The sequence below is a fragment of the Bacillus sp. DTU_2020_1000418_1_SI_GHA_SEK_038 genome (assembly GCF_032341175.1).
In the GTDB taxonomy this organism is placed as follows: Bacteria; Bacillota; Bacilli; order Bacillales; family Cytobacillaceae; genus Cytobacillus.
Genome location: NZ_CP135435.1, coordinates 387,363 through 414,046, shown reverse-complemented (window position 1 = coordinate 414,046; position 26,684 = coordinate 387,363). Strand labels below are relative to the sequence as shown.

The following is a 26,684-nucleotide window of genomic DNA, read 5'->3' as shown; positions in this document are numbered from 1 at the left end:
TTCTATTTTTGGTCTTTTCTTATATCGGTTGTAAAGCCACAGATTAAATAACAAAAATACCGCACAGTTTTACCTCATCTGATCAAAACCCTTTATTTTTCAGACCTTTACTCTCTTAAAAAATGTATATACTGGTCTATTTCGGAACAATACGTTGTCTTCGCTTTCACTTAATAAATCCTACTGGGAAAGTAATTTGTGGAGTTTAAGCAACTGAAAAAACAAAGTCTAAATTACTAAAATAGTTTTTCTGTACCCTATTCAAAGAAAATCCGCATAAATTAAGATCTTTATGTTTTTTTAATGTAAACCCTTACTATTTTATTCGAATGTAATGCTTGTTAGGCTACGATCAATTAGGAAGAGATATTAATCATATATTTTCGGCTTTAGTTGGTAGTAAGTCAAAAAGACTTAGCCTACAAAAATTGTATAGAGGTGATTACGAGTGCTTCACACAATTATTCAAAAGAATTCGTATCAGGATTCTATTAACTTAATGCTGCTCACGAATGCGGTGGCAACAACAGAGGGAATTAACAAAGTTCAAATCATGATGGCAACCCCTTCTAACAAAGATATTTTTAAGGATGCGGGCTTGTACACAGATGAATTAGGCGCTGCTGAATCAAACGATATGGCTATTGTTATTGATACGGATGATGAAAGCAAGGTTGCTGAAGTTCTTGAGAAAGTAGAAGAATACTTAAAAAATCAAGCAATCAGTGGAAAAAGCCAGCAGTTTGAAACGGTTCGTACTTGGGATAAAGCCATTAAAACAGCCCCTGATGCTAACTTAGCACTTATTTCTGTACCTGGTCAGTATGCGGCAGAAGAAGCGGACAAAGCATTAGATTCTGGTCTTCACGTATTCCTATTCAGTGATAACGTACCTGTAGAAGAAGAAGTTAGACTTAAGCAAAAAGCACATGATAAGGGTCTTATTGTTATGGGTCCTGACTGTGGAACAGGTATTTTAGAAGGAGTTCCACTTGCATTTGCTAACGTTGTAAGCAAAGGACGAATTGGAATTGTTGGCGCATCTGGAACGGGTATTCAAGAGGTATCTACAGTCATTGACCGTCTCGGAGAAGGTGTTAGCCATGCAATCGGAACAGGCGGACGCGACCTTAAGGATTCAATTGGTGCCATTACGATGATGGACGGAATTAAAGCATTAGAAAATCATAAACAAACAGATATTATTGTTGTTATTTCTAAGCCGCCAGCAAAAGAAGTGCGCAATAAGGTAGTTGAATTGCTGCACAGCTTATCTAAACCAGTAGTGACGATTTTTATTGGAGAAAAGCCAGCTAAGCATGAAGGAAATGTTTATCAAGCTTATACTCTTGCAGAAACAGCAAAAATTGCTGTTGACCTTGTTAGAGGAAACCCAATTAAAGAAGATTATAATGCTGGTGACTACACAGTAGCTGATGTTTCCTTAACACCTGCACAAACTTCAATTAAAGGGCTTTTCTCAGGCGGAACTATGGCTTCTGAGGCAGCTGTATTAATTTCAGATGCACTTGGACTTGGCACTGAAATCAAGAATGAAGAAGGCTATGTTTTAAGACAAGATGGCCACGAAGTAGTTGACCTTGGGGATGATAAATATACACAAGGTAAACCGCATCCAATGATCGATCCTGAAACACGCGCTAAATTTATTGAAAAAGCTGCACAGGATGAGAAAACAGCTGTTATCCTGCTAGATTTCGTGCTTGGCTACGGCTCTCATGAGGATATGGCGAGTGCATTACTTCCTTCCATTCAAAAGGCAGTGGCATATGCGAAAGAAAATGGCCGCAACCTGTATGTAGTTGCATCCGTTTGCGGAACGCTAAACGATCCACAGGATTATAACGGCCACAAAATGCGTCTTGCAGATGCTGGAATTATTGTTAAGGATAATAATAATGAAGCAGTCCGTACGGCTCTAAGTATTGTTGGCCTTGAAGTAAATGATGTGAAAAAAGTTCATGAAGAGTCAGCATCCTCTGCAAAGGGCTTTGATTTAACTACTTCAGAGCATATTTCCAAGCTTGTAAATAATAAACCAACGGTTATCAATGTTGGATTAAAGAGCTTTGCAGATGCATTAGTCGCAAATGGCGCGTCTGTCGTTCAATATGACTGGAGACCAATTGCCGGCGGAAATGAAAAAATGAGAAAAATTCTTGCTCTTTTAAAATAATTTATCTTTTGAAAAGGCAGTCATTCTGCCTTTTCAAACTAGCAATTTAGAAAAAATAGATAGATTTTTTCATAAAAATATTGTGAGGGGGATAAACATGCTATACAATTCAATGGACGAAGCAAACAAAGCCGTAATACAAAAAATCTCTGGAGCAGCTCCTTTCCTAGTTGATGTAGTTCCAGCAAAAGAGAAAATTAAAGAATTAAATGAAGGCAAAGTCCTTCTTCATGCTGGACCGCCAATTAAATGGGATGATATGACTGGTCCAATGCAAGGATCTTGTATTGGTGCTGCTTTGTTTGAGGGCTGGGCTAGTTCTGACGTAGAGGCTATTCAAATGCTTGCTAATGGGGAAGTTACATTTATTCCTTGCCATCATGTTAACGCTGTTGGTCCAATGGGCGGTATTACATCTGCAAACATGCCTGTCTTTGTTGTGGAAAACCGTTCAGAAGGAAACGAAGCTTACTGCATTATGAACGAAGGTATTGGAAAGGTTCTTCGTTTCGGTGCTTATTCTGATGAAGTGATCAATCGTTTAAAATGGATGCAAAATGTGTTAGGTCCGACTATTTCTAAAGCATTAAAGCTTACGGAAGATGGTTTAAACCTGAACGTTATGATTGCAAAAGCGATTACAATGGGTGATGAATTCCACCAGCGTAATATTGCTGCGTCCCTTATTTTCCTTAAAGAAATAAGCCCATATATTGTTCAATTAGATATGGATGATAAAGATCTGAAAGATGTTATCCAGTTCTTAGCTGATACTGATCAATTCTTCTTAAATATTGCTATGGCTACTAGCAAAGCTGTAATGGATGGAGCTAGAAAAATCCAAGAAGGTACAGTGGTTACAGCTATGTGCCGTAATGGTAAAGACTTTGGTATCCGTATTAGCGGGATGGGTGATGAATGGTTCACAGCTCCAGTTAACACTCCTCAAGGTCTGTTCTTTACTGGATATTCCCAAGATGATGCTAACCCGGACATCGGTGATAGTGCTATCACTGAAACATTCGGTGTAGGAGGTATGGCTATGATCGCAGCTCCTGGTGTAACTCGTTTCGTTGGAGCTGGTGGTTTTAATGATGCACTTGCTACAAGTAATGAAATGATGGAAATCTGTATAGATCAAAACAGCAACTTCACGATCCCAACTTGGGATTTCCAAGGAGCTTGTCTTGGAATTGACGCTCGTAAAGTTGTAGAAACTGGCATTGAACCAGTAATCAACACAGGGATTGCTCATAAAAAAGCCGGTGTTGGACAAGTTGGTGCTGGAACAGTGCGGGCACCAAAAGAATGTTTCGAAAAAGCGCTTGAAGCCTATGCAATCAAATTAGGTCTTATCTAAGAATAAAAAGGTATGGCTAATAATAAAAAATTGGCTAATAATAAAACCATGAATACAAACAAAATAATTTGGGTGGAGGAATATGAGAAGAATATTCCTCTCTTCCTTGCAAACAATAAGGTTGGGACTGTTCATAGCGTTTTTAATAACGGTATGAACATCCTTATGGGAAATCGTTTGTTTTTTATTGGAACCGTAAAAAACGGCAAGCTTCCGTTCGGTATTCATGTTCATTACGAAGCCGTTCAAGAGGTTTTAGCCACCATCCAGATGCCAGCTCAAGTCATCTGGAACGAAGCTGAAAAACAACTCTCTTTCGAAAACTGCCCAATCTCTGTTAGTTTTCAGCAAGGAAAACCCTACTCAAACATTGTAAAAAGCTCTCAAGGTCATTTCCAAATGTCTGCAGAGGCTTTGCAGGCATTTATTGCCACTTTGACTTCTTCTGTGGAGAACACAGGATTAGAAATTGATATAGCAGAATTTATTATCGATTATCTAAGTGACAGAAAGGACGAGTCCCCTACAGTTAAAGCCATATACCGTCTGATGGAGGCTCTCCACACTGCCAATGAAGCAGAAGCCGAAGCAGCAGTACGCTATTTTTTAGGAAGAGGAAGAGGTCTCACCCCTTCTGGAGATGACCATCTCGTTGGAATACTAGCCATACATGAAGTTTCACATGCCTTTAGCCCTGTCTTCGTGAACTCGCTTCAAACAATCCTTAAGCACGAATCTGTCACAACAGATATCGCAAAGGAATATCTCTTCTATGCGTTAAATGGCCAATTTAGTTCATCAATTGTTCAGATAGTAAACCACCTTTCATCAGATGAGTGGAATGCTGGAATGGTGAATAAAAATCTATTAGAATTAATGACGGTAGGCCACAGCTCTGGAGTAGATACAGCATTCGGGCTATTAATAGGGATTCTATCTATTAAATATTGGAGGAAACAATAATGGGTCAAAAAGTAGTTATTGCATTAGGCGGAAACGCAATTTTACAACCGAAACAGGAAGCAACTTATGAAAATCAATTAGAAAACGTACGTAGAAGCAGTGAAATTATTGCACGTATCGTAAAGAATGGCCATAGCGTCATTATTACACACGGAAATGGTCCACAGGTTGGGAATATTCTTCGCCAAAATGAAGAGGCGAAAGAAGTCGTACCTCCACTGCCATTAGATGTGTGCAGTGCTGAGTCACAAGGATTCATCGGATATATGATGGATCAAACATTGAAAAATGAATTGCGTAAGCTTGACTTAAACAATTCTGTAGTTGGGATCTTAACTCAAACAGAAGTTTCTTTGGATGATCCTGCTTTCCAAAATCCAGATAAGCCAATTGGCGTGTTCTATACAGAAGAAGAAGCAAAACAATTAGCTGAAGAGAAAAATTGGTCAGTTATGGAAGATGCTGGACGCGGCTGGAGACGTGTCGTTCCTTCTCCAATGCCTAAATCTATTCAAGGTTCTGAAATTATTAAGAAATTAACAGATGATCAAGTCATCGTTATTGCTGCAGGCGGCGGCGGTGTTCCTGTAGTAAAAAATGAAGATGGAACTTTCACAGGAGTCGAAGCGGTTATCGATAAGGATCGCAGCGGTTTCAGATTAGCTGAAGAAGTGAAGTCTGATGTTTTCATGATCTTAACAGACGTACAAAATGTATATGTTAACTATGGCAAGCCTGATCAGAAAGCATTAACTAATATTACATTAGAAGAAGCAAAACAATACGTAGAACAAGGACAATTCTCCGCAGGCAGCATGGGTCCAAAAATGGAAGCTGCTATTAAATTTGCTGAACAAGGCGGACGTGCGATAATTTGTTCATTAGACCAAGCAGACCTTGCTATGGAAGGTAAAGCTGGTACACAAGTTTCTAAATAATTGGTTTACAAACATGGTGTCTGTTCATGCTTACGATATAGCATGGGCAGATACCATTTTTACTAATTCTCTTTCGAAAGGAAGGCATACATGAAAAAAGCCCGTTCCTTTAAAAAAGAACTCATTTCTTCCTTCTTAACCATTACTTTTTTCTCGATTGCGATACTTGGAGTTTTTCAAGTTTATCAGTTGTATTCATTAATTAATGAAAATCAAAAAAGTCAGGCACAAACGACTAACTATTTATCAGATTATATACAAAACTATGTATTAGAACATAAAAAAGCCATTCAAACAGAATCACTAACTATCCGAGAAAAATTTATTAATCAAGATGTGGAAGGTATTCAAACTCAGCTCAAAAACATAAAAGAGAACTATCCTGGCTTCGTCAATATGTATGTTGGAAATACTAAGGGACAGTCCATTGTTTTCTATCCAGAGGTATTCACTGATGGGGTAGAGAGAGAGAATCTTAACTTTAGTGACCGATCCTACTATAAGGAATTACTAAAAACTAAGGACACTGTCATCTCTCCAGTCTTTCATGGCAGGGGCGGCACAAACATTCTATTGGTAACGATCGTTTCTCCGATCAAAAATGAAGAAGGCGAAATGATTGGCTATGTGCTTGGTGCTTTAGATTTGAACGAATTAGGTGAACATATACAAAAACGCACCTTTGGAGAAGGCGGCCAAGCAGTTGTGATTGACCAGGATAAAAATGTGATTGTTCATCCAACTATTGATACGAGAAGAGAGCTCGTAAACTTCTCAGGGTCAGTGGTCACACGGTATATCGAAGAACAGCGCAATAATGAAGGCAGTAATTTTTTTGATATCGAAAATCAGCAGGAAGAATTCTATATTACGTATGTGAAGATCCCCCCTCTTAATTGGACTGTTTGGATAGAAAAACCGACTGATGTGATCATGAAAACGTATAAGAATGCCATCATGATGATAGTGGTCTTTCTGCTTATTACAGTCATTCTGATGATTGGTGTCAGCCTGCTCTTAACAAATCGCCTGGAACGAACGATTCATCAATTACTGAATTACATTAAAGATTACACGATAGGCATCAAGAAGAAGCGTGAGTCAACAAAGAAGATTCAAGGTCCGCAGGAAATGGAAGAGTTATTTTACTATTTTAATAACATGATTGAAGAGGTCGAAAAAAATAAAAAAGGATTAATGGAGCTAAATAAAGAGCTTGAAGGCAGAGTCCAGGAAAGGACAGCAGTCCTTGAGCATAAGAACTCAGAATTAAAAGCAGTAAATAAATTAATCACCTCCGTTTCTTCCAATAAAGACTTGGCCCATTTTATTCAGCACTGTTTAAAAGAAATTGAACCATTTATGAACTACTCTATTCATATATACTTTCTAGATTTAGCTGTTACGAACAATTCCATTCATACAAACCAAACTTTACTGCAATATCTCAGTGAAAATATGACTGGAGATCAGCAGTATATGGAACCAATACAAATAGAACAAAAAAACAAAGGGTATTTAATTGTTGACATGACCAGCGATAAAACAATTAAGTCCAGTGATCAAGAATTTCTTCATACATTTGCCAGTTCATTATCCGTTATGCTGCAAAACAAGTTTTTATTTGAAGAAATCCGCAATAAACATGCTGTCCTTGAGGCTGTCTTGGAAAGTATGTCAGAAGGATTAATGCTATTGAATAATCAAAAAGAAGTAGAGTATGTCAATGAATTTTTCTTGAAAGTTGTGGCAAGTGATGAAGATGAAGACGATGACGATGAAATTGACTATGAGTACCGTAACGGATTAGTAAGCTTAGATGATGTATATAAACGCTTTATTACTCTATTTGATGTGGAAAAGGAAGATTTGTCCGCATTCTTCGCGAACGAAAAAGGAGAGCTTAAACTAGAAGAAAAGAAAAAATCAAAGAAGCCAAAATATTATTTACTTCATAGATTTTCCGTTATGCTAGATGAAAACATTATCGGTGAAGGCTTAGTTTTACGAGATATTACACAGGAAGAGGAAATTGATACATTAAAAAACAATTTAATCTCGCTGACTTCTCATGAATTTAAAACACCGATAACAAATATTAAAGGCAGTGTAGAAACGCTTCTTCGTTCTGAGGTTGAATGGGAGCCTGAATTCCAGCAGGAGCTTTTAGAAGGCGTTCACGAGGATATTGAACGAATTTTACATTTAGTTAATGACTGGATGGATATCTCTAAGATTGAATCAGGAACTATGTATGTGGAACGAAACATGATTCGTGCGGACCATGTTATTGAACAATCAATGGAACAAATACCTTTATCACTTAAAGCAGGGGCTAGCTTGAAGTTTCATAACAAACTGCGGGACGGCTTCACCTTCTATGCAGATAAAATGCGCGTTCAGCAAGTACTAGTCAATTTATTTACGAATGCCCTTCGTTACAATGATTCCTTTGAAAAGAAAATCGATATTACTCTAGAGGTTGAAAATAATTATATTAAGATTACAGTTTCTGATAACGGTATTGGTATTTCTGAAGATCATTTAACAAAAATTTTCAATCGTTTCTATCAAGTAGATGTAACAGCAACGCGGCGAACAGGCGGTACGGGCTTAGGTCTTTCTATCTGTTTAGGAATTATGGAGGCTCATAAGGGGAAAATTGAGGTAAAAAGTGAGCTGGATAAAGGAAGTACCTTTATTCTATATTTCCCAATAATGAGAGGAGAAGAATAAAATGAAGGGGCAAAAGATTTGTATTGTAGATGATGAACCAAAAATATTGCGATTTGTTTCAGCTAACTTAAAATCAATTGGTTATGAAGTAACAACGGTCAATTCTGGCGAAGAACTTTTCGATAAATTCGACCTCATTTCACCTGATTTAATACTGCTGGACATTATGATGCCTGGACAGGATGGGTTCTATGTGCTCGACAAGCTTCGCAAATTCTCGGACGTTCCTGTCATAATGCTGACAGCTAGAAGCAATCCACAGGATAAAGTTCATGGCTTGAATGTTGGTGCAGATGACTATTTAACAAAGCCTTTCTCATTAGATGAGCTTTTCGCCAGGGTTAATGCCGTTTTGAGAAGAAGTCATTCAAGCAATGCTGAGCCTGGTTTGGCGAAAACCCCGATTATTCGCACGGGTGATTTAGCCATTGATCTCGGCAGCAAGCGCTGCTGGATTAATGATGAAGAATTTAAACTTACCCAAACTGAGTATTCCGTTATGGAAATATTAGCGCTTAATCTAGACAAAGTTGTCCAGCATGAAACCTTATTGTCAGAAGTTTGGGGACCGCAATACAGAGATGATGTAGAATATTTGCGTGTCTGCATCGCAAGAATTCGCCGTAAGATCAAAGAGCTTTTGCTGACTAAAGAAGAATATATCGTAACGTATCCTGGTCTTGGATATATGCTCCGGAATGTTCCGAAAATTTAATGATTTCTCTACCCGTATTGCTGGTTGCAATATGGGAATTTTTTTTGATTTTAATCTTTTTGTAATGTTAACCTTACCTTTTTTATTCGTCTGCAACGCAAGATGTCTTATAGTGTGAGTGTAATCATTAATACCTTTCCTTACTGCCAGCATATAAAATAATTAAATGGGAGGAAAACAACATGGCAAAGGTTTTGGAGCAACATGAGCAGCCTTCAGCAAAAGGCGGAATTCCGTATTGGGTCAAGATTGTAACCGTATTCTTTTTAGGCTGGGTCGCATTATATGCTACTCGTACAATTCTAAACCCAATCATGGGCGACATTCAAAGTGAGTTTGGTTTAAGTAATTCACAACTTGGTTTAATTATGAGTATCTTCTTCTTAGGCTATGCAGGACTTAATATTCCTTCAGGTATTCTAGGAGATAAAATTGGGAAAAAACGAGTGCTTGTACCAGGGGTTATTCTATTCGGTGTTTTTGCAGCGGTAACTGGTATGATGCCATCATTCTTCCTATTTATGACAACTTGGTTAATGGTAGGTATTTTCCAAGGCTTCTTCTATGGACCTTCTTACGGTCTATCATCTGAAGCGATACCTAAACACCGCATTACATTAGGCAGCGCGATCATTAACAGCGGAATGGCTTTCGGTACGTCAATTGGTTACTATATTTCAAGTTATTCTGTTCATGAATTTGGAATGAGCTGGAGATCACCATTCTTCATCATTGCTATTCCTGTCGTTTTAATTGGATTAGCTATGTGGTGGGTAATTAAAGAAAAGCCAAAATCGAAAGCAGAGAAAGCTGCAGAAAATAATGGCGAAAAGCTTAAACTTGGAGAGTTATTTAAAAACAAAAACTTGATTGCAGCTTATATTACAATTTTCAGTGCTATCTACGCATTCTTCGTAGTTATCACTTGGATTCCTTTCTACTTAGAGCAGGAGCGCGGCATTACAGGCGGAAGTGTTGCCTTCGTATCATCCCTTGTTCCTTGGGCAGCGATTCCAGGCTCCATTCTTTTCAGCTGGATTGCTGACAAAATGGGTAAACGTAAGCCAGTTCTATTAGTCATGATGCCATTATCCATCATTGCACTAGTATCCATTGTTTTCTTCGATAATATGGGAGTATTATATGCGGCTTTAATCGGATATGGTATCTTCGGTAAAATCAGTACAAACCCTGTTTTAGTTGCAGTTATCGCCGATAATGCACCAAAACATGCGTATAGTACATCATTTGGTGTTTATAACTTTATCGGAATGTGCGGATCCATTTTAGCACCTTATATTACAGGATTCCTTACAGACGTTACAGGAAGCTTAAACACAGGATTCTATTTCGCTGGTGCACTTCTACTTGTCGGTACCGTTGCTGTTATGTTCATTGACGAAAACAACCGCCCAAACGTTGAAGGTGCAAAATAGAAATGCGGAGAGTGCCCGCTTATAAAGGGAACGCAGACTAAGAACGCCACGTCCTGTGGCAACGTCTGCATGACCCGCATCCTGCGGGCCTCAAGCATAAGACGAGCAGGCGAGAAGGTTGCAGTTTACCTTCTTGACTGATTGGCTTATGACCTCGAGCCGATGGCACTCGCAGCTAGACAGTTCTCAAACTCGAGAAAACTTATGCTTTATTATCTTTCAAAAAATCCCGAGTCTTTATAGATTCGGGATTTTTATTTCTCTATTTTCTATCTAGCTCGGGTTTATAAAATATTGTTTTACTAGATTTTATTGCATATATTCTATATAAAGCAAATGCAATAAGTGATAAAACAGCCCCAGATATGTATGGAAGCCCTGCTTGTATCGAGAATAGCCAGCCTCCTAATGGCGGTCCAATAATTCTGCCAAGCGAATCAAAGGAAGATAGCAGCCCTGTTGAGCTTCCATGACCTGCCATCGATTTTTTCGTAATTAATGCAGATACACTAGGACGAATCACACCATTGCCAATCCCAAAAATCGTTAAGAACAAAGCGGCAGTTGAAAAGCTATCAACGAGCAAAATACAGGCGAACCCAATGGCTGAAACGATGATTCCCCCCTGTATGACCATTCCCTCTCCAAATCTCTTCGTCAGCCTCCCTATTAGGCCTCCTTGAACAAAGGCACTAGCAAGCCCCATAATCATAAATATATAGCCTAATTGAACGGTCCCTAAGCCAGCTTTTTTTGCCGCAAAATAAGCAAAAGTAGCCTCTAGACCGGATAGTGACAAGGACATAAACAGCTGTAATAGAAATAATATGGATACGGATCCAGTGAATGCACTCCATAAGGATGATTTGTTTTTGGCCTGCTGCTGCCTATTTTCTTCTGTTAATGATTCTTTTAATAGAATCAGTACTAGCAAAAAGGTTAACGCAGACGTTGTCCCTGCTATATAAAACGGCATCGTTAAACTCATTTTTGAAAACATTCCGCCGATAGCTGGGCCGAATATGAAACCGAGCCCAGTAGCAGCACCAATGATGCCCATTCCTTTGCCGCGGTTTTCCTCTGAAGTAATATCTGCTACATACGCCATAACGGTTGGCATATTTGCAGAGGATAATAGCCCCCCTATAATTCTCGCTGCGAACAGCATCCAAAGCTCGGTTGAAACAGCCGTAATGAAAAACGATAATGATAAACCAGCAATACCAATCGCAATCACCGGTTTTCTTCCGATTCGATCAGAAATTCTCCCCCACATCGGTGCAAATAATAGCTGCATTAAAGAATAGACAGCCATTAACCAGCCTAGTTCAGCGGGACTTGCCCCAATTTCCTCTGCATAAAAAGGCAGAACTGGAATAATTATTCCGAAGCCCACCATGACTAGGAACATAACTAGAAATAGTATTGGTAATACCTTTTTAGTTTCCAAATAAATCTTTCCTCTCAATAAAACTTTTGTGTCTTTATTTTTATTTTCTTATACGGTGGTATTATTTTCTATCGTAATACATTGTATACGAGGTTTCAATTTACATGAAAGAAATGATTCGTTTTTATCAAGTATTCAACCCTTTATTCAAGAATAATAAATGTTCAAAAAGTTAAATAAAAATAACCTTAAAAAACGATCTTAATTATTCTCTCTTATTTACCTTTAATACCTATAAAGAAAAGTATTTTAAGATTAATTTTCTGAGAATTTATGGATAATACCCATATTCTAACTATTTTGGAATAAGGAAATTAATCATATGAAATAATATTTTTTGTCGAATTTTGTATCCCTTCCTGATATTTTATGCTATATTTATAAAATATTCACAAATTATCAATAGTCAGAATATGGAGAGTGATTAAAAAATGAAGAAATTTAGTTTACTTAGTTTGTTTGTTATCCTCAGCCTTCTATTAGCTGCTTGCGGCACAGATAAAAATGAAGGAAAGTCAGGAGAAGGTTCATCTAATGATTCTAAAGTATATAAAATTGGCGTAGATACTACCTATCCTCCTTTTGAATTTGAAGAAGGCGGAGAATATAAAGGAATTGATATCGATTTAATTAATGCCATTGCAGAAAACCAAGGCTTTAAAATTGAATTAAACCCAATGGACTTCGGCGGCATTATTCCAGCTATGCAAGCTAACCAGCTTGATGTTGGGATTGCAGGAATGAGTATTACAGAAGAAAGAAAAAAAATTGTAGATTTCTCAGAGCCATACTTTGATGCTGGTATTACACTGGTTGTTCATAAAGATAATAACGATATTACGACAATTGACGACTTAAAGGGAAAAACTGTAGCTGTTAAAAAGGGAACATCAGGCGCTAACTTTGCACAGGCAAATGCTGATAGCAAAGGATTTAAAGTGGTACAGTTCAATGACAGCCCAGCTATGTTCCAAGAAGTAGCTAACGGCAATGCGGATGCTCTTATTGAAGATTACCCCGTTATTGCATACGCCATTGCTCAAAAAGACCTTGGATTAAAAATTGCCGGAGATCGTTTAAATGGAGATCAATACGGTATCGCTGTATTGAAAGGTAAAAATCAAGATCTATTAGAAAAGATCAATAAAGGTCTTGCTGAACTTAAGGAAAATGGAAAATATGATGAAATTTTAAAAACTTATCTTGGTGAGCAATAATCTAAGACACAAACTTAAAGGCGCGCACACAAGCGCGCTTTCTTTTTGAAAGGAGATGACTTCAAGATGGAAACAATTTTATCTGTCCTGCCATATTTATTAAAAGGTCTTCAAGTAACTGCCTATATTTTTATTATTGCCATCATACTCGGATTCCTAATCGGGTTGGTTGTTGCATTATTGAGACTTTCACCCTTAAAAGTTCTGAATTGGATCGCCAAAATTTTTGTTGATGCCATTCGTGGAACTCCATTCATTGTTCAGTTATTCTTTATTTACTTTGGATTAAATTCATTCGGCATTATATCATTGAATAATACGACAGCAGGTATTATTACGGTTGCTATTAATGCGGGTGCCTATTTTTCTGAAATCATCCGTGCGGGAATACAATCTATTGATAAGGGTCAAACCGAAGCGGCAAGATCAATTGGTTTAACAGGCTCTCAGGCTATGCGTTATATTGTACTTCCTCAAGCATTTAGAAGAATGCTTCCTACTATTACGAATCAATCAATTATTAGCTTAAAGGATACCTCCCTCCTTTCTATCATTGGAATTGCAGATTTAACACAGCAAGGCCAAATTCAATCCGCAGCGACTTTCGAGGCATTTAACATTTGGCTTGCTGTTGGTGTCATTTATTTTATTGTCATTTATTTAATTTCCTTGCTTGCTAGCTTCCTGGAAAGGAGATTTGAATTACGATGAGTATTATTCAAGTAAGAAACCTAAAAAAATCATTTGGCCAGTTAGAAGTATTAAAAGATATTAATGCTGAAATTAAAGAAAAAGAAGTAGTATGTGTAATTGGGCCATCTGGATCTGGAAAAAGCACCTTTTTACGGTGTATGAACCGTCTTGAGGATATTACAGGCGGTCAAGTTATTATTAACGGTTATGATATTACAGATGAAAAAATTAATATTAACAAAGTCAGACAAGAAGTTGGAATGGTTTTCCAACAGTTTAATTTATTTCCTCACAAAACAGTCATGGAGAATGTAACACTCGGTCCGATAAAAATCCACGGAACAACTAAGGAAGCTGCCCAAAAAACAGCTCTTGATCTTCTTGATAAGGTCGGGCTTAAGGATAAGGCCAATAGCTATCCAGGGGAATTATCAGGCGGTCAGAAGCAGCGTGTTGCCATCGCTAGAGCTTTAGCCATGAATCCAAAAATTATGCTTTTTGATGAGCCAACATCTGCACTCGATCCTGAAATGGTCGGCGATGTGCTAGAGGTAATGAAGCAGCTTGCCAAAGAGGGAATGACCATGGTAGTTGTCACACATGAAATGGGATTTGCCCGTGAAGTTGGTGACCGGGTCATCTTCATGGACGGCGGTTACATTGTGGAAGAAAACGAACCAAATGAGTTGTTCGGAAACCCTCAGCATGAACGTACGAAAGCATTTTTAAGTAAAGTATTGAAATAACTAATTTTTATTAAATCTACAAAAAAATCACAAGCTGCCTTCCTTTATTTGAGGAGGCAGCTCTTTTTAAATTATTTTTTCGACATCCACTTTCAACATAATTTATTTTCATTTTCATATATATTGTTTGCAAGGCTCCAATGCTTTTTGGTAAAGTTTAGGATGATTAATTACATTCAAGAGGTGCCTTTGTCAATGAATAAGTATTGGCCAACAGAATTGAAAAAAGCTGTGCTCCATCCTTATAGCTTAGTTATGCTCATTCTTTTTATTAAATTAACAGCTTTTCAGATTTTAATTTTTAATAATACATCTATTTTTCATATTTTATTTATCGAATTCCCTATGTGGGCCCTAGGTTTATCTGTACTTATTTTCCTTTCAAAAAAGCGTAAATGGCTTTCGATCTGGCTTTATAGTCTTGGCTTATCTGTCCTATTTATCATTGTTATTTTTTACACAAGATACTTTTCAACGATCCCTTCCTATTATGATGTGAAACAAATCTATCAATCCAATTCGGTCAAAGGGACAGTCGCTCTGCTTGGGACACCCTATGATTTTTTATTTTTCTTAGATGTCTTAATCATTCTTCCGCTTATCTGGTATTTTTCAAAATCAGATGGCAACCAACATTTCAGCGAAGCAAAAAGATGGGCGGTCAGATTTAGCTGTATAGGATTAGCTACTACTGTTCTTGCTTTTTTCTATCCCTTAGTGGATGTATCTTATTTCGCCAAAAAGCACGGATATATTCAATCTCAATTTGTGCAATTATATGAACGCGGATTTGGCACAGCCTTTGCTCAAAATGAGTACTTATCAGATGAGGAATTGGCGGAATTAAAAGGAAATATGTATGTGCCTTTTACCGAGCAGCGGACCTTTGGCATTGCAAAGGATCGGCATGTATTTGTGATTCAGGTAGAATCCTTACAGGAATTTGTTATTAATCAAACAATTAATGGACAGGAAATTACCCCTCATTTAAATGAACTATTGAAGGATAGCGCCTATTTCAATAATGTGTATCAGCAAATTGGCGCCGGCAATACATCAGATGCGGAATGGCTCATGCATACGTCCCTTTATCCCGAGGGAATGGATCCAACTGTGAATGTCATTGATGGCAGCGGGATCCCGTCACTAGTCCGCACCTTGAAAAAGCATGGCTATGGAACGTCTACCTATCATGCAGATGATATTACTTATTGGAGCCGTGATAAATTATATCCTGCGCTTGGATTTGACTATGTATATACAAGCAGCGAAATTCCGAACAAGAAGCTAATTGGATTCGGCCCAGCCGATGAGATCTTATTTAACTTTGTCGTGTCACAATTACCGGAACAGCTGGAAACACATGATAAAATGTATTCGAATATCATTACCTTAACAAGCCACACCCCTTTTGAGATGCCACCCCAAATGGAATATCTTGATTTGCCCGAAGAATTTAAAGGGACATATGTCGGAAACTATTTACAATCGGTTCGCTATACGGATGAACAAATCGGATTGTTTGTCCAACAGCTGAAGGATCTTGGGATTTATGAACATTCCATTTTGTTATTATACGGAGATCATTCAGGATTACACGGAGCACCCGTAACGGAAAAGGATCAGAAATTATTAAAAGAAATACTGGGTCATCGCTATAATCTCCATGACCGCTTTACTGTACCTGTTCTTTTCACCGCGCCGGATATTTTCATGGGAGAAACTTACTCTAGACTTGGCGGCCAAATCGACCTCATGCCAACCCTTCTGAACCTTCTAGGAATTGAGCATGATGTGCAAATGATCGGACATAATCTGTTTCAATATGAAAATAACCTTCTGGGGATGCGTTACTATATGCCCGGGGGATCTTTCATCAGTAATGAAATCCTGTACACTGCACCAAGCGCTAAGGACCCCGCTTCTTTATTTAATCGAAAAACTATGAAGAAATCCAAGAACACAAAAGGCCTCCAAAAAAAAATTGATAACACTTTGCTCATTCTGCAGTATTCAGATTATATAAGGAATAAGCCATTACAATAGTCATTTAACACAAATTAGGGCCAAATCCATTGAGGTTTGGTCCTGATTTCATTATTTTTAAACGGTTTCTTCTTTTTTCTGTGTAAAACTAAATTGTCGTTGGATTCATTGAACAAGCCTTGATATACGGAGTAATCACCAGCGCAGAGAAATGAAGCCAACGACATTTACATTCTAGGTTGAGATCGCAAAATCATGAATGTTTTTTGATAATTTGTTTGCATTTTTCCAAAGATAATAGTTGAAACATTTTACGGCTTTTGCCATACTATATATGAGTATATATTCATATATGAAAATAGGGGGTTTTACTATGGGGCATCATCATGGTCATGCTCATGGACATAACCACTCTCATGGAAACATTGAAAATAAAAAAGCATTATCTATAGCATTTCTCTTAATAGCTTCCTTCATGGTTGTTGAGATAATCGGCGGGATTATGACAAATAGCTTAGCGCTTCTTTCCGATGCAGGTCATATGCTTAGTGATGCAGCTGCATTGGGATTGAGTCTTTTTGCAATCAAACTCGGAGAAAGAAAGGCCTCGGCTTCCAAAACTTTTGGCTACAAGAGATTTGAAATTATTGCTGCTGCTTTAAATGGAATTACACTAATTCTTATTTCGCTTTATATTTTTTACGAAGCCTATCACCGCTTTTTCAATCCGCCTGAGGTTCAAAGTGTCGGAATGCTCATTGTTTCTTCCATTGGATTATTAGTCAATATTCTGGCAGCCTGGATTTTAATGCGTGGGGATAAAGAGGAGAATTTGAATGTCCGAAGTGCTTTTCTTCATGTAATCGGAGATATGCTTGGATCAGTAGGCGCTATCATTGCCGCACTGCTTATGATGTTCTTCGGATGGGGAATAGCCGACCCGGTTGCCAGCGTCATTGTAGCCGGTCTCATCATCGTAAGCGGCTGGAGGGTAACGAAGGAATCCTTGCACATTTTGATGGAAGGCTCTCCCGCTCACATTGAGATTGAGAAGGTCAAGACAGCTCTTCTTAAAATTCCATTCGTTAATACAGTACATGATGTTCATATTTGGTCGATTACATCCGGAATGCCGATGTTAAGCTGTCACCTTGTCATTGAAAATGATGGGATTCATGATGTCATTCTGCACCATGCCCAATCCATTCTCCACGATGACTTCGGGATTGAGCATAGTACTATTCAGGTTGAAAAAATAGAATTCGGCTGCCCGAATCATCATGGAAGCTGTAATTAATGATGGTTCGCATGTTCAATCGTTTGTTTGAGAATATCCATCACATGGTCATCATCACAGGAATAAAAGAGGGACGTTCCTTCTCGTCTAAATTTGACTAAACGTAAATTTTTAAGGAAACGAAGCTGATGCGATACGGTTGATTGGAGCAAAGAAAGACTTTCAGCAATTTCATTCACCGAATGCTCCCCTTCAAATAATAAATGCAGGATCCGAATTCGAGTTGGATCTGATAAGGCTTTAAAAGTTTGGGAAACAATAAAAAGAGTCTCTTCATCAAGCTCCTTTGAGATATAAGGCTGTTTATCCTGTTCCAAAATTATCATCCTTCCTGAGGCTGTTCTATAAGGTGCCTGGCTTCACGATAAACATCATCACGAATCGTGGAGCCAGGCACCTTTGCTTTAGGACAGCCCCTACTCATTAACATATTGAAAATCTGCATTTGGGCTTTGCAATTGAAGTGATTTAGGAATAATTAAATATACAGCTAATACTCCATCTCCAATGACATCATTAATTGGATGTTGGCCGGTAAATTGATTAATCGTAAATTCTTTTCTGGCTACTGAGATATTTATTATTTGATGACTAGGATAGTTTATATTTAGTGTATCATCGTTTAACCTGAAATTAACAGGAGTTATTTTATTCGAAAAATCAAATCCGCCCACAATCATACCATCCGTATAAACACGAGCTTCGATTACCCCATCATCATCGTCTTTTCGCTCCACATAAATACGGTCATCATCCCCTGTTAGTTCGATATTAAGTGAGTTATTTGGATAATCATAATTCATTGCATTAACTAATTGCCTGCCCTCTAATTGATCGACTTTCCCTTCTTGTAAAGAAGTATAGAAAAGATCTCTTGCCCGATGTTCATTCCAATTTTTCTTTTGCCACTAGACTCCTATAGAACCGATAAAAAATAAGGTAGCCGTAACTGACATTTTTATAATGAACAATCCGATGGATGATTCCTGAAGGTAGAATTGAAAAATATTTACTAAAAATGGCTCCCTATTCATGACCCCATCAAGAAACAGCAACCCAATAATCAGGAAAGGTACGAAAACAACAAACAGCTTGCTTACTTGTACAAGCGCCCCAATAAATAGCCAATTGCACTGATACAGAACAAATAGAGAACCGTTGCCCCAACACCAAGAAGAAATTCTGCAGTTGTTATCGGCAGGTAATAAAACTGTTCATCAAAGAAAATATATCTTACAGCTAAAGGGAGGCTTCTAGCTAACATGCCCTTATCGCACCGAGGATGCTTGCTGAGAATAGATAAATGATATTAGCTATTTACCGTGGACCTCCTCTTTTTCCCTCTTCGGTAAAGGAGCAGCACTAACTGTGATCTTTCTAATTACGATCATTGCGATCTTTGGAAAAATATTGCTTCCTACTAACTTTTCTGATAATATAAATTTCTTATCACTCATGCTCCAAAGTACTTCCCCATTGCGGCTGAAAATGAAATGGGAGGAAGATTAATGTCATCTCAACAACACCCCGATTTTCTGGCAGAAATTCAACGATTAGATTTTACGAAAAAGTATATGGATGTCGTCATAAAGACCGCTGAATCAAGTAAAGACCAGTTTCAAGAAAACATGAAGGAGGCTTTCCAAGATGTAGATTGGCTGGAATCGAGCTTAAGCTATTCTTCGCTATTAACGAATGCCAGATTTTTCGAAATGTCTCGTGATGAATTAAAAAGCTTAAAAAACGCTCGAAACAAACCTTATTTTGCCCGAATTGATTTTCAAAGACAGGATCTTAAAGACGAGGAAATTCTCTATATTGGAAAGACTTCCCTATATTCGCGGGAAAATCAGGAACAAATTATTGTGGATTGGAGATCGCCCATCGCCAATCTGTACTATGAAGGAAGACTTGGCGAGGTTCGTTACGACTCCTACGAGGAAAGCTTTAACGGCTATTTATCTTTAAAGCGGCAATTTATGATTGAAGAGGGCGACCTTCATGAAATTCGTGACATTGATTTAACCACGACTGATGAATTGCTCCAAGAATCGCTTTCCAAAAGTGCTAGTAACCGCCTCACAGAAATAATTTCAACAATACAAGAAGAGCAAAATCGAATTATTCGAGCCGACTTAAACAAGCCCATTATTGTTCAAGGCGCAGCGGGCAGCGGAAAAACAACAATAGCTCTACATCGGATCAGTTATTTTATTTATCAGTACAAGGAAAACTTTGCACCAGAACAGCTTATGATTCTGGCACCAAGCCGCCTGTTTATTGATTACATATCTGAAGCACTGCCTGAGCTAGGCGTTGAGAGAGTTCGACAAACCACTTACCATGAATATGTGCAAGTTTGTCTCAGCCATCAACTTAACATCGTTAATGATCATAAATTAGTCAGGCTGCTAGAAGAACCTGAAAGCCGAGATTGCCAAATTTCCGCATGGATTTCATCAGCAAAGGGATCTCCAATCTTTCATGTTATTCTATCTAACTATCTGAAAAGCATTTATAAAACCTTTTTTCCAACAAAAGATTTCATGGTCGATAAATTTCGGCTGTTCAGCTATAAGAAATTCATTCATCTATTTAAAAATGATTATAATTATCTTCCTCTTTTTAAAAGGCTGGATAAACTAAAGGCCGTTCTGCAAAATGACGTAGCGAAAAAAAAGAAAAATATAATTAACAAAATTGAAACCTTTTATGATGAACGAATTGAAAGGGCTCTTTATCGCGGACAAGACGCAGAGAAAAGAAGGCAATATGTTTCAGATGCACTTGATAAAAAGGCACTTCGGCTCGATGAAATCAAAAGGGCCCTTCGAAATGCTGTTCCAGCCTATATGAAACAATTTCCGAAAAAAACGCTCCTACAGTATTATCACGAGCTTTTTGATGATCCCGTTAAGCTTTGCAGGTGGGCTGAAGGAGGGCTAACTGATCAAGAAGCAAAATTGTTATGCGAATATAGCCAGCAACTTTTCGCGAAAAAGAAATATGAAAGAGAAGACCTTTCTCTCTTGCTTTATTTACAGGTGAACCTTTTTGGCATTCCGAAAGAGTTTAAAGCAAAAAATATTGTCATTGATGAAGCACAGGATTACAGCTTCATGGAGCTGCTATCCCTTAAGAAAGCACTTGATACTGATATGTTTACGCTAGTGGGTGATCTTGCACAAGGAATTCATTCCTATAGAGGCTTAACATCGTGGAATGGAGTTTTAGAGGACATTTTCCCGAGAGCGACATATACGGAATTACAAAAGAGCTACCGTACCACCGTTGAGATTATGGAAAAAGCAAACGAGCTACTGAAACTTCTACCCTACTCGTTTCCGAAAGTAGAACCAGTTGTCCGGCATGGGGAGCAGCCAAGATTTATCAAGAGAAAAGAAGGAAAAGAGCTTGTCCGGCAAATCGAAAAACAAGTCTCAAGTCTAAAAGAGGAGAACTATAAAACGTTCGCGGTCATCGGAAAAACCATGAAAGATTGTCAGCTTCTCTATTCTCTTTTCAAGAAACATTCCGATGAACCCGTCACACTGCTCGCAGAACAAGCAAAGATCCCGAAAGATGAAATTGTTATTGTGCCTTCATTTTTGGCAAAGGGATTGGAATTTGATGCTGTCCTGATTATTTCACTTGAGGAATCATTCTGTCGAGACTCTGAACTAGATATTAAGCTTCTATATGTGGCCATGACAAGGCCTCTGCATCGGCTGTATTTTTATGGATTGCGGGATGGAGATTTTATTATTGTATAGAGCTAAAGGACTTCCATGAAGTGGAGGTCCTTTTCTAATTTTGGTGTTTATGTGTTACATCACTTCCGTTATGTGTGAAAAAATGGGGTATATCCTTATGTTTGAGGACATAGAAGCCGCTATTTTGCTTAAATGCAGTGATTTCTTTGTGTTTTTTTGTAAATTACGTACTCTGTGTCCGCTTAGCCTTAAAATTGAGGTCATTTCATAAATATAACGGCTGCTATGTCCTCCTAAGATATAAAAATTACTAAAAAAACTCCATATATCCTTTTTCTTGCCTGTAATACTCTAGTCTATCCTGCAAAGTCCCTGTATGAAATTCAAATTTATGGCCATCTGGATCTGTAAAATAAATTGATTTCCTATCCTTTTCATCTCTTGGACGACTAGGAAGGATATTCACGCTTAGCTCTGTTAATTTTTTGTACATATCTTCGAAGTCTTTTTCATCTATGGAAAAAGCTATATGGGTATAGGATTTGGCTATTTCATTTCGAGGAATCATCTTCTCTTCATTTAACGCAAGCCACATTCCATTTAGATCAAAGTAGGCAGTGCTTCTACCCTTTACTAATAGCCTGGCATCGAAAATGTTTTGATAAAATTGAATAGACATTTCTAAATCTGAAACCGAGAATAAAAAATGATTTAAACCCTTTACCGCCAAGAAATCACCCACTCTTGCAAAAATTATATTAAAGCTGACTACATATTCAGCTATCTGCATGTTTGGTTTGTCATTTTAGTATTTGTCAGCCAATTCTTATGTTTTGTCAGCCAATTTCTCCATTTGTCAGCCAAATAAGATAATTTATCAGCCAATTTCAGTACTTTATCAGCCAATTGCTCAAACTCAATGAAACGCCCCCCCTATCTACCTATTAAATAACCTTTTCCAAAACCCCTTCTTTTCTGGTTCTTGTTTTGGCTCATTTAACTGCGACTCCTCACGATTATCTGCTAAAATTCCTTTTTCCCTCGCTTCCTTCAGCCAGCTTGGAAACTCATTTAATAGTGAATGATAGAGTTGATCATCAGACATTTTATCAATTTCCTCAATATGCAGGAAATTTGCGTTATCCACAATACGGCCTTCCATTGAATCAATTTGCTTTAGAAAGTCAAAATTGCCATTTCCTATCCCTACAAACTGCCAGAATACCGGATGTTTTGCAGAGCTTTCAATAATGGGCTTAATCGTTTTCTTACAGCCGCCATCATTAATAAAGACGATAAAAGCCGGATCCTTGCTCGGTTCTTCATCGATATATTTTTTTATTACATCCTTCATAACAGGAGGTTCATCATTTCGGCCAAATTTATGGATTAAGTCATTATCCATTATAATTCGATTGACATACCCATCAAAATCTCGCTCCGTGACGGGCTTTAATCGAGAAAATTCGTTATCATACACCCAAACATCCAGCATACCGTCATCATCAAACTGTGAGGCAATCGCTAATATTCGTTCAACTACCTTTTGCACAGTGCCATTCTTATACAATGTTCTCATAGAACCGGTGATGTCTAAAACTAGTCCAACCCGTGCAGTAACCGTTGCTAAATTCTTCTTTTCCAACACAATCCTTACACTTTTTTTCTGCAAATCTATTGTAGCCATGCAAATCTCCCCCTTGTTTTTATCAAAATAAATCTCTTATTTCTTAATTAATAATTCCTAATATGATACTATTATAATTAGAAAATTTAAAATTTGGTAACAATATAAGGTATTGATATGGAGACTAATCATAAATGTGGTTAACCTCCCGCCTTTAGGCTAAAATACTCATTAAATCATCATTTCTGGAGGGAAGATTATGTATAAAAACATTTTAAGACACCCCGGTCCTACTCCTATTCCTAAAAAGGTTCAACTAGCTATGGCCGAAGATATTATAAGCCATCGAAGTGAAGAGTTTATTCAGCTTTACCATAAAACAACGAACCGTGTGAAGCCGATTTTCGGTACTGAACAGGATATTCTTTTGCTTCCATCAGGCGGCACAGCAGCTTTAGAGGCGGCAGCTGTTAATACGGTCTCGCCGGGTGAAAACGTAGTGGTTATAACGGTTGGCGCATTTGGAGACTATTTCGTTTCCATTTGTGAAAAGTACGGATTTAATGTACATAAACTTGAAAAAGAATGGGGCCAAGCTTGTACAGAGGAAGATCTAGCAGAATTCCTAAAGCCTTTAAAAGATGTGAAGGCCGTCTTTGCCACATACAACGAAACATCAACAGGTATTCTTAACCCAATTGAAAAGCTTGCGAATGTTGTTCGTACACACTCAGATGCACTATTCATCGTAGATGGGGTCAGCTGTATTGGCGGTGCACCTGCGGAAATGGATAAATGGGGCATCGATATTCTAGTAACAGGATCACAAAAAGCGATGATGCTGCCGCCAGGACTGGCTCTCTTAAGCGTCAGCGATAGAGCCTGGAAAGTAATTGAAAGTAATAAAGCCCCTTCTTATTACTTAAACCTTTTAAGCTATCGCGAATGGGCAGCGAAAGGAATGACTCCTAACACTCCAGCAGTTACGCTTATTTATGGATTAGCCGCTGTTTGTGACCTTATTGACGAAGAAGGAGGATTTGCACAAACCATCGCAAGACATGAGCTAATGAAAAATATGGTTCGTGAATCAATGAGGGCACTTAACATCGAGCTATTAACAGTCGATGAATATGCCTCACCTACCATCACTGCTATTCGCACCCCGGAGGGCATTGAACTGGCACCATTTATGAAACACCTTAAGCAAAAATACTATTTAGATTTTGCCGGAGGACTCGGGCATCTGCAAGGGCAGATCTTCAGGTTCGGTCATATGGGCTATTGCTTCCCAAGTGATGTACTCCAAGCAGTTTCCTTAATGGAGGCCGCATTACAAGATTTCTCTTTCTCCTTTGAATCAGGAGCTGGGGTAAAAGTGGCACAGGAAGTATTTTTAGCAGCTAATCGAAAATAATTAAAATGGAACAAGTCTGTTTCTAAATGAAACAGACTTGTTCCATTTCAATTATACACGGCTCTCTGCCAATGATTTTTCCTGCTCAAGAATATCCATGATTTGATAATTGAATTCTTCCTTGATTTTTAAATACTCTCCCCAATCAACTGTGATTGTAAAAAAGTTTATTAAGATCTCCATTTCCTTAAATTGGTCAAAGGTAACATAGATTGTATCTTGATGAATATCCGAGTTATTTTTTAGGTAGCTTTCAATTTGCTTTACTACAGATTTTAATTTTTCCTGTGAAGTATCCTGTGGCAGCTTTAAATTAAAGGTAATCTGTCTTTCCCCTGCTTTACTCCAATTCATGATAGCCTCATTCGCCAAAGTAGCATTCGGAACAGTAACCAGCGCCTGGGCAAAGGTCCGTACCTTTGTACTTCTGAAGCTTATATCCTCAACAATTCCTTCCACGCTGTTTGTTTTAATCCAATCGCCTATTGAAAAAGGTTTTTCGGTAATAATAATGATCCCGCCGAATAAATTACCGATGGCATCCTTTGCAGCTAAAGCAAAGGCAAGTCCGCCTAATCCTAACCCCGCTACAAAGCCATTCACATCATATTGAAATTCCTGTGCAATTATACTAATACTTATGGCTACAATCACAAATTGTAATGCCTTAGATAAAAACGGAATCAGAATTTCATCAAATTCAATATTATATTTTGAGGCATTTAACTTTTTAAATAGTAATGAAGAGGACGAAGAAAGATTTAGCAAGCCCCAGCTAATAATCAAAATTATCGATGATCTGATAATTTTTAAAAACAACGGATTTGTATGGTTAAATAACGGAAATTGCTGCAGGGAAAAGTAAATTCCAATAATAATAAATAGCCACTGAGCAGGCTTTTCATAAGCTATAAGAATTTTGGATAAAAATTCACCAGGAGCTATTCTCCCTATCCTTACCAATAGTGCAAAAACATATTTTACAAAAATTTTCCTAAAAAGGAGAAATAGCAAAAAAATCCCGATTGATATCCCTATTTCCTTAAGATTTTCATATGAGGTAAAAATCTCCAAAAACATAATTCAGTCAAACCTCCTAACAAAAAATACTTTTATATATTAACAAATACAAGTCTTATTAAGGAAGTGGGAAGAGTCCCAAGTTTATTTTTCCCGATTATTTACCATCAATATTTATAAAGAAAGATCAAAAATATGAAAGGAAGGAGTTTTAAAAAAGGAGGCTATTATATTGAAAAGTAAAAGAACAGGAATACTCCTATCATCTATCCTGATGTTAGGACTGGTTGCATGTAATAATAATGCAAATAATGGAAATGGGGATAAAACCGATAATAACATTTCTAGTATGACTACAACAATGACCAGTGAAAACTACCCTCATACAAGAGCGGTATTGATTCAAGATGCAAAATATCAGTTTATCCCACTAAATCCTGGAGGCGATGTAAATTTTCAAGCAGAACTCCCTCCAATGAATTATGGACAAGCACCAAATCAGCAGCAAGACCAAGCTGGTCAGCCAGAACCAAATTGGGGACAAAGACAAGCTGCCAGGCCGCCAAATTATGGACAAGCACAACCACAGCAAAATCGAGAGTTTGCTAAAGCACCAGCTCTTCAACAAGCACCAACACAGCAACAAAGACAGACTGCTGAAGGGCCAGGTCAACAGCCTGCACCCGCACAGAAAGGACAAGTTCAAACGGGGGCACCACAAAACATTAGTCAGGCTGTACAACAGGTTATTGATTTAACGAATACACAACGTAGACAAAACGGCCTGTCTGATTTAAAAGCGGATACTCAATTAAATGGTGTTGCTCAAAAGAAGTCAGAAGACATGCAGCAAAATAATTACTTCTCACATACAAGTCCCAACTATGGGTCACCTTTCGATATGATGAGAGACTTTGGTGTGACATATACAAGTGCAGGTGAAAACATTGCACAGGGACAACAAACACCTCAGGAAGTCGTTCAAGCATGGATGAATAGTGAGGGTCACAGAAAGAATATTCTAAGTAATAATTTTACCCATATTGGAGTAGGGTATGAGCAAAACGGTAATCACTGGACTCAAATGTTTATTGGCAAGTAACAAAAGGTGGGACAGGTTCTCTGTCCCACTGCCATTTTCATTAAAGACTAGGTTCCTGTCCCTACATCCCC

At 37.9% G+C, this 26,684-nt stretch carries 23 protein-coding genes; 15 read left to right on the top strand and 8 right to left on the bottom strand.

Annotated features, from left to right (window positions below; translation table 11 throughout):
- Positions 1-448 precede the first annotated feature (448 nt).
- The 7 genes from fdrA to RRV45_RS02185 all read left to right on the top strand — a co-directional run bounded on the left by fdrA (position 449) and on the right by RRV45_RS02185 (position 10,345).
- Complete coding sequence (fdrA, locus tag RRV45_RS02215) at positions 449-2,197, top strand: acyl-CoA synthetase FdrA (protein WP_315667127.1); 1,749 nt, start codon at positions 449-451, stop codon at positions 2,195-2,197.
- Between the two features lie 97 nt (positions 2,198-2,294).
- Positions 2,295-3,557 carry a YlbE family protein gene (locus RRV45_RS02210; RefSeq protein ID WP_315667126.1) on the top strand — a complete coding sequence of 421 codons (1,263 nt, stop codon included), beginning with the start codon at positions 2,295-2,297 and terminating at the stop codon, positions 3,555-3,557.
- A gap of 12 nt (positions 3,558-3,569) precedes the next feature.
- Positions 3,570-4,520, top strand: a complete 951-nt coding sequence (locus RRV45_RS02205) for an oxamate carbamoyltransferase subunit AllH family protein (protein ID WP_315667125.1) — start codon at positions 3,570-3,572, stop codon at positions 4,518-4,520.
- Positions 4,520-5,458 (top strand): carbamate kinase, encoded by a 939-nt coding sequence (arcC, locus tag RRV45_RS02200; RefSeq protein WP_315667124.1) that lies wholly within the window; start codon positions 4,520-4,522, stop codon positions 5,456-5,458. Before RRV45_RS02205 ends, arcC begins: the two co-directional genes overlap by 1 nt.
- 90 nt (positions 5,459-5,548) lie before the next feature.
- Positions 5,549-8,194: an ATP-binding protein gene (locus RRV45_RS02195; RefSeq protein ID WP_315667123.1), complete on the top strand. Its 2,646-nt coding sequence runs from the start codon at positions 5,549-5,551 to the stop codon at positions 8,192-8,194.
- Between the two features lies 1 nt (position 8,195).
- The gene (locus RRV45_RS02190; protein WP_315667122.1) at positions 8,196-8,909 is read left to right on the top strand and encodes a response regulator transcription factor; all 714 of its coding nucleotides are present in this window, start codon (positions 8,196-8,198) and stop codon (positions 8,907-8,909) included.
- 182 nt (positions 8,910-9,091) lie between these two features.
- The gene (locus tag RRV45_RS02185; protein WP_315667121.1) at positions 9,092-10,345 is read left to right on the top strand and encodes an MFS transporter; all 1,254 of its coding nucleotides are present in this window, start codon (positions 9,092-9,094) and stop codon (positions 10,343-10,345) included.
- Between the two features lie 262 nt (positions 10,346-10,607).
- Here RRV45_RS02185 and RRV45_RS02180 read toward each other — a convergent pair whose 3' ends face one another.
- Positions 10,608-11,795, bottom strand: coding sequence for an MFS transporter (locus RRV45_RS02180; RefSeq protein WP_315667120.1), 1,188 nt, complete (start codon positions 11,793-11,795; stop codon positions 10,608-10,610).
- Between the two features lie 431 nt (positions 11,796-12,226).
- On the opposite strand from RRV45_RS02180, the gene RRV45_RS02175 reads away from it, so the two are divergent.
- The 5 genes from RRV45_RS02175 (at position 12,227) to RRV45_RS02155 (ending at position 17,734) form a co-directional block, all read left to right on the top strand.
- Positions 12,227-13,012 (top strand): transporter substrate-binding domain-containing protein, encoded by a 786-nt coding sequence (locus RRV45_RS02175; protein WP_315667119.1) that lies wholly within the window; start codon positions 12,227-12,229, stop codon positions 13,010-13,012.
- A gap of 66 nt (positions 13,013-13,078) precedes the next feature.
- Positions 13,079-13,723, top strand: coding sequence for an amino acid ABC transporter permease (locus tag RRV45_RS02170; RefSeq protein ID WP_315667118.1), 645 nt, complete (start codon positions 13,079-13,081; stop codon positions 13,721-13,723).
- Positions 13,720-14,451 (top strand): amino acid ABC transporter ATP-binding protein, encoded by a 732-nt coding sequence (locus tag RRV45_RS02165; protein ID WP_315667117.1) that lies wholly within the window; start codon positions 13,720-13,722, stop codon positions 14,449-14,451. The genes RRV45_RS02170 and RRV45_RS02165 overlap by 4 nt, the downstream gene beginning before the upstream one ends.
- A gap of 195 nt (positions 14,452-14,646) precedes the next feature.
- The gene (locus RRV45_RS02160; protein ID WP_315667116.1) at positions 14,647-16,497 is read left to right on the top strand and encodes an LTA synthase family protein; all 1,851 of its coding nucleotides are present in this window, start codon (positions 14,647-14,649) and stop codon (positions 16,495-16,497) included.
- A 313-nt stretch (positions 16,498-16,810) separates the two neighbouring features.
- Entirely contained in the window at positions 16,811-17,734 is a 924-nt protein-coding gene (locus tag RRV45_RS02155; RefSeq protein WP_315667114.1) for a cation diffusion facilitator family transporter, read from the top strand.
- On the opposite strand, the gene RRV45_RS02150 is transcribed toward RRV45_RS02155, so the two are convergent.
- The 4 genes from RRV45_RS02150 to RRV45_RS02135 form a co-directional block, all read right to left on the bottom strand.
- Complete coding sequence (locus RRV45_RS02150) at positions 17,731-18,060, bottom strand: ArsR/SmtB family transcription factor (protein WP_315667113.1); 330 nt, start codon at positions 18,058-18,060, stop codon at positions 17,731-17,733. The genes RRV45_RS02155 and RRV45_RS02150 overlap by 4 nt on opposite strands.
- Before the next feature lie 90 nt (positions 18,061-18,150).
- The gene (locus RRV45_RS02145; RefSeq protein ID WP_315667112.1) at positions 18,151-18,471 is read right to left on the bottom strand and encodes a hypothetical protein; all 321 of its coding nucleotides are present in this window, start codon (positions 18,469-18,471) and stop codon (positions 18,151-18,153) included.
- A gap of 359 nt (positions 18,472-18,830) precedes the next feature.
- On the bottom strand, positions 18,831-18,998 hold the full coding sequence (locus RRV45_RS02140; RefSeq protein WP_315667111.1) for a hypothetical protein: 168 nt from the start codon (positions 18,996-18,998) through the stop codon (positions 18,831-18,833).
- Positions 18,999-19,047: 49 nt separating this feature from the next.
- Positions 19,048-19,191, bottom strand: a complete 144-nt coding sequence (locus tag RRV45_RS02135) for a hypothetical protein (RefSeq protein WP_315667110.1) — start codon at positions 19,189-19,191, stop codon at positions 19,048-19,050.
- A 51-nt stretch (positions 19,192-19,242) separates the two neighbouring features.
- Between RRV45_RS02135 and helD the strand changes: the two genes are divergently transcribed.
- Positions 19,243-21,507 carry an RNA polymerase recycling motor HelD gene (gene helD, locus RRV45_RS02130; protein ID WP_315667109.1) on the top strand — a complete coding sequence of 755 codons (2,265 nt, stop codon included), beginning with the start codon at positions 19,243-19,245 and terminating at the stop codon, positions 21,505-21,507.
- Between the two features lie 250 nt (positions 21,508-21,757).
- Here the strand turns inward: helD and fosM are convergent, their stop codons facing one another.
- Positions 21,758-22,177: a FosM family fosfomycin resistance protein gene (fosM, locus tag RRV45_RS02125; protein WP_315667108.1), complete on the bottom strand. Its 420-nt coding sequence runs from the start codon at positions 22,175-22,177 to the stop codon at positions 21,758-21,760.
- A 207-nt stretch (positions 22,178-22,384) separates the two neighbouring features.
- The gene (locus tag RRV45_RS02120; protein WP_315667107.1) at positions 22,385-23,134 is read right to left on the bottom strand and encodes a vWA domain-containing protein; all 750 of its coding nucleotides are present in this window, start codon (positions 23,132-23,134) and stop codon (positions 22,385-22,387) included.
- 199 nt (positions 23,135-23,333) lie between these two features.
- Between RRV45_RS02120 and RRV45_RS02115 the strand changes: the two genes are divergently transcribed.
- The gene (locus RRV45_RS02115; protein ID WP_315667106.1) at positions 23,334-24,491 is read left to right on the top strand and encodes a pyridoxal-phosphate-dependent aminotransferase family protein; all 1,158 of its coding nucleotides are present in this window, start codon (positions 23,334-23,336) and stop codon (positions 24,489-24,491) included.
- 51 nt (positions 24,492-24,542) lie between these two features.
- Here RRV45_RS02115 and RRV45_RS02110 read toward each other — a convergent pair whose 3' ends face one another.
- Entirely contained in the window at positions 24,543-25,571 is a 1,029-nt protein-coding gene (locus tag RRV45_RS02110; RefSeq protein ID WP_315667105.1) for a mechanosensitive ion channel family protein, read from the bottom strand.
- 172 nt (positions 25,572-25,743) lie between these two features.
- On the opposite strand from RRV45_RS02110, the gene RRV45_RS02105 reads away from it, so the two are divergent.
- On the top strand, positions 25,744-26,613 hold the full coding sequence (locus RRV45_RS02105; protein WP_410489322.1) for a CAP domain-containing protein: 870 nt from the start codon (positions 25,744-25,746) through the stop codon (positions 26,611-26,613).
- The last annotated feature ends 71 nt before the right edge of the window (positions 26,614-26,684 follow it).